This is a genomic window from Faecalimonas hominis (assembly GCF_054660755.1).
Map to the genome: position 1 here is coordinate 1 of NZ_BAAHSH010000054.1, position 6,935 is coordinate 6,935.

The window sequence follows — 6,935 nt, forward strand, 5'->3', positions numbered from 1 at the left end:
TTTTGAAGGTACACCAAAATTGTTGAATAGACATACTAAGAAAGTCATGTGACTTTCTTTTTTTATGTGTAGAATTCCATGGAATTCATTTCAACATATTTGGAAAAATAAACCATAAAATCCCCCTAAAAGTGGAAATTGTATATTATGACGAAAGAAAAATAAAAAAATATACAGATGAAATTAGAATAAAAAGGATAGAAATTGTGCAAAATACCAGTGCTTTTTTCTATCCTTTTTGTCGTTTTGAAATTTTTGTACGATAGTAGAAAAGATTAGCACACTAGTATAAATATAGAGGAATAAAATTGAAAAAATATATACGATTGTAGTATGATTATATAGAATATTTGTGTAATGTGCATGAATAAGAAAGGAGACATTTATGAAAAAGAGAAATTTAAAAGTTCTTAGTTTACTCTTAGTTGCCAGTATGACAGTACCAACTGTAGCAGAATCTACATACTATTTAAACGCTCCAACTATGGTACAGGCAGCAGAGAAAAACAACACTAAAGTGGAAAAAGAAGCCGTTTTGGAAGACGGAGTAAATGACCAATGGACTGAAGATAATAAAGTAGGAACAGATTCTGTTTGTGCAGTGGAAAAAGGTTGGTTACATGTAAAATCAGGTTCAGGAAACGGAAATGACGTAACTCCTAGCGGTTCAAAACGCCCTGCAATGTTTGTAAATCCAACGGAATTTGACTTTACAAAACCGGGATACTTTGAATTTACAATGAAATCAAATAATACAAATAAAGACCAAAATAATGCAGACCGTTTTGGTATTTATTTAGGATATAATACAGACAAAAACGGTATGTTTTTAGGATATGATAATGGTGGCTGGTTCTGGCAAAAATATCAGAATGGTAATGGAAACTATGCACAGGTAGGACAGGCAGCACCAGGAAAAGATGTAGAGACAAAAGTTCGAATTGAATGGACAGGCGATTATAAAGCCACATTGAAATTAAATGGTACGGCAGTGCTTACAAATGAAGATTTCAGTGGAATTAAAGATAACTTAGGAAAGAAAATTGCCATTAAAGCGGGGAGTTTCGGGGATAATAGAACTGATGTGTTCTTAAAAGATATCCACTACACAAGTCAGAAAGAAGCAAAAACTTACGATGTAACAGGTAAAGTTGTCGATGATAAAGGAAAGGCTGTAGAGAAAGCGACTGTAAAAGTTGGTGACCAGACAGTAACAACAAACGCTGAAGGAAAATATACTTTAAAATTAAAAAATGGTACATATACAGTTGAAGTTACAAAAGAAGAATTTGAAACTGCAACAGGAAGCGTTACGGTAAATGGAGCAACAGCAACAGTAACAGACATTAAATTAGCGCCTGAAGCAGCAGTAGAAACGGAAAAAATTTCTTCAAAAGATATGGACGTATATGTAGCAAAGAATTTCCCAAGTGTCGTAAAATACGAAATGCAAGGTGACAACAAAGGAAAAACATTCTACGGACAGACTAAAGCACTTGATACAATCAAAATCAATGATGTAGCAATCAAATTAAATAAAGATGATGTAAAGGCAACTTTCGCTGACGACAAAGCAACATATGTAATCAAGTTAAAAGCTGACGGCGAGAAAAAAGTTGACGCAGAAATCACGGCAGAATTAAAAGTAAAGAAAAATGAAGTGCATTTTGACATTACAAAAGTGAAAAACAACCTTTTAAAAGAAGGCGTAAAAGAAACTAAGGATAATGCAATCCAGACAATCGAAATTCCAAACCACAGTTTAATTTCTGTAAGAAGTACACAGGAAGGCGCAAACTTAAAAGGTGCTTTGATGTCTTCTAACACAACAATCAGTGGTGACTCGTATATAGAAGTAAATGACAGTACACCGGTGAAAAATCAGGATTATATGTATGCATTTGTTTCTAATAATGAGTTAAGTGCAGGTCTTTGGAGTAACTCTGAAAATGAAGGTAGTGCGAAAGCCGTAGGTGTTTCAGGCGGTAGCCACAATACAAGGGTTATGTCCACTGTTGAAAAAGGAAACGGCTATGTATCCATGGGACTTGGAAGTACAAAATGGTATTATCACAGAGCAGTAGAAAGCGCTCCTAAGAAGAAAGCGGACGGAAGCCTTTACAAGAAAGAGTATGTTGTAGAAGAAACAGAAATGCCGTCAATGAAAGTAGCAATCGCCGGAAATATCAACGGTGATAAAAATGTTGACTGGCAGGACGGTGCAGTTGCATTCAGAGAGATTATGCACAATCCATATAAGAGTGAGGAAGTTCCTGAATTAGTTGCATGGCGTATTGCAATGAACTTCGGTGGACAGGCTCAGAATCCATTCTTAACAACATTGGATAACGTAAAACGTGTAGCAATGCACACAGACGGTTTAGGACAGTCCGTACTTTTGAAAGGTTACGGAAGTGAAGGTCATGACTCAGGTCACCCTGATTACGCTGACATCGGAAAACGTATCGGTGGTGCAAAAGACATGAACACACTTATGGAAAAAGGTAAAAAATACGGAGCAAGATTCGGTATCCATGTCAATGCCGGAGAAATGTATCCGGAAGCAAAAGCCTTTACAGACGATTCTGTTAGAAGACATGATAAAGATGCTAACGATGGAAGCTATAAGAAAGGTGATTTACGTTACGGCTGGAACTGGTTAGATCAGGGCGTTGGACTTGACAGTGTTTATGACTTAGGTGAAGGACACAGAAGACAGCGTTTCAATGACTTGAACGAAAAAGTTGATAACATGGATTTCGTTTACGTAGATATTTGGGGAAATCGGACAGGTGGTAGTGATGACTCATGGCAGACACGTAAATTATCAAAAGAAATCAATGACAATGGCTGGCGTATGGCTACTGAATGGGGTTCTGCAAATGAGTATGATTCGACATTCCAGCACTGGGCAACTGACCTTACATACGGTGGTTTCGAGTTAAAAGGTGAAAACAGTGAAGTTATGCGTTTCCTTCGCAACCACCAGAAAGACTCATGGGTAGGTGATTATCCTTCATATAAAGGAGCAGCAATGGCGCCACTTCTCGGTGGATATAACATGAAAGATTTTGAAGGCTGGCAGGGACGTAACGATTACGATGCGTATATCCAAAACTTATATACACATGATTTAACAACGAAATTTATCCAGCACTTTGAAATCATGGATTGGGAAGATGGAAAAACATTTACCGACACTAATCCAAAGGGACAATCATATACTTGGACACCTGAAACGAAAATTACACTAAAAGGTGACATGGGTACATTAGTTCTCGAAAGAGGTTCTGACAATCCAACTGACCCTCAATACCGTGACAGAACAATGACTTTAAATGATAAAGTAATTGCGACAGGTGCAGTTTCAAGAGGTGATAACGGAGAAGGCGGAACAGAATCTTACTTAGTGCCATGGAATTGGGACGCAGAAACAGGGGACAAAGTATCTGAAGACAAAGAAAAAATGTACCACTGGAATACAAAAGGCGGAACAACTACTTGGGAACTTCAGGACAACTGGAAAAACTTAAAAGATGTTAAAGTTTATGAATTAACAGATTTAGGTAAAGTAAATGAGAAAACTGTTCCTGTAAAAGAAGGAAAAATCACATTAGAAGCGAAAGCACAGACACCTTATGTTGTATGCAGAGGTAAAGAAGATAACTTAAAGATCACATGGAGTGAAGGAATGCACATCGTAGATGCAGGATTCAACACAGGTGATGCAGGACTTAAGAAATATTGGGAAAAATCAGGTAATGGCGAAGCGGTAATTGCTAAGAGCCAGTACAGCAACCCAATGTTAAAATTAGACGGCAAAGTATCTATGACTCAGGAATTAACAGACTTAAAACCGGGACAGAAATATGCCGTATTAGTTGGTGTGGATAACAGAAGTAATGCAAAAGCAAGCGTAACCGTAAAATCCGGAGATAAAGTACTGGATTCAAACTACACAACAAAATCAATTGCGAAAAACTATGTAAAAGCATATACACACAGCAATTCAAGTGCAACTGTTGACGGAACAAGTTACTTCCAGAATATGTATGTATACTTCACAGCGCCTGAAAGTGGTAAAGTGACATTAACTCTTGCAAAAGAAGCGGGAGATGGAAGCGCATACTTCGACGATGTTCGTGTAACAGAGACAACTATGGACGTCTTAAAGAAAGATAAAGACGGAAATGTAACAGGAATGAAACAGGACTTTGAAGACAACGTACAGGGTGTATATCCATTCGTTATCGGAGCAATCGAAGGTGTAGAAGATAACCGTACTCATCTTTCAGAGTTACATGGTAAATATACTCAGGCAGGCTGGGACGTGAAGAAAATGGACGATGTTCTCACAAAGAACGATCCGGATTCTAACTGGTCAGTAAAAGCAAATGGTCTTTGCCAGAGAGGAAACCTTGTAATGCAGACAATTCCTCAGAACTTCCGTTTTGAAGAAGGAAAAACATACAAAGTTTCATTTGATTACCAGTCAGGTTCAAATGGAATTTACGGAGTAGTTGTAGGCAACGGCGAAGTAAAAGGAAGCGAAAAAGTAACTGAATTAGAAATGGCAATGGGTTCTAAAGCAGAGAAGACTTATGAGTTCGAGATTACAGGCGCAACAGACGGACAGACATGGTTCGGTATTTATTCAACAACAAAACCGGCGGATCTTCAGGGAAAAGGCGGAGCGGCTGCAAACTTCGGCGGATATCAGGACTTCGTATTAGATAACCTGAAAATCGAAGAAGTGAAAGAAGATGTGACAAGAGCAGACTTAGAAGCATTGGTAAAAGAAGCAGAACAACTGAAAGCAGAAGATTATTTACCGGCAGACTGGAAAGTATTACAGGACGCATTAATAAATGCAAAAGTTGCTTTGAACAAAGATAAAGACTCACAGAAGGACATCGAAAATGCGTACTACAAATTAAAAGGTGCTATAGAATCCTTAAAATATGCAGGCGGAACAGAGTCTGATGAAAGAGGAGATATTACTGTAGAAAATTATGAAGTACAGGCAGGAAGTTTTGAACCAAACAATACTTCAGAAGGTGATCCTAAATATGCACAGGACAACAATGCAGGAACACTTTGGCACACAAAATACTCTGATACAGATATTAAAAATGCATGGTATCAGTTCAACTTTAAAGAAGCACAGACTGTAAACGGTATGAGATATCTTCCACGTTCGGGTGCGGCAAATGTAAATGGTAAGTTGAAAAAAGTTGATATTCAGATTAGTACGGACAACGCAAAAACATGGACAACAGTTGCAGATGATTTAGAGGTTTCTCCAGATACAAAATGGCAGAAGATTGCATTTGATAAAGAATATACAGGAGTTACAAATGTAAAATTCATTGCTGTGGAAACAGGTGGAAATACACCAAATCAGTTTGCGGCAGCGGCAGAACTTCGTGTGACAACACCGTTTACTCCTGAAAAGCCGGAAGTAGATAAAACAGGTTTAGCAAATGCAATTGCAGAAGCAGAAAAACTTCAGAAAGACAACTATACAGAAGAATCATGGAACAACATGATTAAATACTTAGATGCAGCAAAAGCAGTTAATGCGAATCCGGAAGCAACTCAGTATGACGTGGCTCTCGCTATTGCAAACCTCGGAGATGCAGTAAAAGACTTAGTTGCAGTAGAAAAACCTGGAAAACCGGACAAATCAGCATTGAAAGACGCAATTGATAAGTATAGCAAATATACACAGGGAAAATATACTGATGAGTCATGGAAGAAATTTGAAGATGCGTTGAACCATGCAAGAAAAGTATATGAAAATGAAAATGCAACTCAGGGAGAAGTTGATGCGGCAATAAGTGCATTAAATATTGCAGAAAATGGACTTACTACAGGTGAAGGTAGCGACAGCGGCAACGGCAATGGAAACAATGGAAACACAGGAAAACCTTCTAAACCGGGCAAACCGAATAAACCTGTAAAAACAGGAGATGAAGCACCTGTCCTTCCGTTAACGGCAACAGTTGCAGGATTAGGAGCAGCAATCGCACTTCTATTCAAAAAAAGAAAATAAATAACCCATAACATGAGTTGAAAAATTCGGCCTGAGAAATCAGGCTGAATTTTTTATTTGAAAACTACTCTTTCATGGTCTATAATGAAAAACAGATAAAATAATGGAAGCAGGGAGAAAAATAATGAATTACACCATTCAAAGAATCAGCACAGAACAAGATATTGAAAAATGTAACTTATTTGAAATAAACAATTACCAGTGGAAGAACGTGTATAAACCGAAAACTTACGGGTATGCAGGATATTTGGAAGGAAAGGGAATTTATGTGAAATTCATCTGTGAGGAATCCAATCCAAAGAGAGAATACACAAAAGACCGTGACAGTGTATGTCTGGACAGTACAGTGGAAATCTTTATGGCATTTCCGGAGAAGGGTGAAAAACTTTCCAATGATGTAATGTATATTAATTTTGAGATGAATTCCAACGGAGTAATGTACTCTAAATATGGAAAGGGAAGAAAAGGAAGAACATTTATTTCAGAAGAGTTGTGTGCAAAAAGTAACTGCAAGTCTGTAATTGGGGAAGATAAGTGGGAGATTACCGTAACGATTCCGGAAGAACTTTTGAGAGAAATCTGTGATTTCGATTCTATTTTAAACGGCGAAACATTTTACTGTAATTTTTACAAAATTGCCGAAAGTCCTGAAGTTGAGCATTATGGAACTTTTTCACCGATTGAGAATGAGACGCCAAATTTTCATTTACCGATTTACTTTGCGCAGGCAAATATTGAAAAATAAAAAATGCCGACAGCCACATAAATGGCTGTCGGTATTTTTAACGGTTCTAAGTCAATAGTTGGGGTGGGATTTTAAAAATCCCGCTCCATTGTTGTGTTTAAAGGTATTTTAGTGTCGCCATGTAGTAGAACCTGT

General features: G+C 37.6%; 2 protein-coding genes. Both read left to right on the top strand.

Translation table 11 applies throughout. The features are described 5' to 3' along the window. Positions 1 to 385 precede the first annotated feature (385 nt). A complete protein-coding gene (locus ACYQ35_RS10090) occupies positions 386 to 6,055 on the top strand; it encodes an endo-alpha-N-acetylgalactosaminidase family protein (protein WP_459833024.1) in 5,670 nt (1,889 codons plus the stop codon). Between the two features lie 124 nt (positions 6,056 to 6,179). Continuing rightward, a complete protein-coding gene (locus ACYQ35_RS10095; protein WP_009462546.1) occupies positions 6,180 to 6,800 on the top strand; it encodes a carbohydrate-binding family 9-like protein in 621 nt (206 codons plus the stop codon). The last annotated feature ends 135 nt before the right edge of the window (positions 6,801 to 6,935 follow it).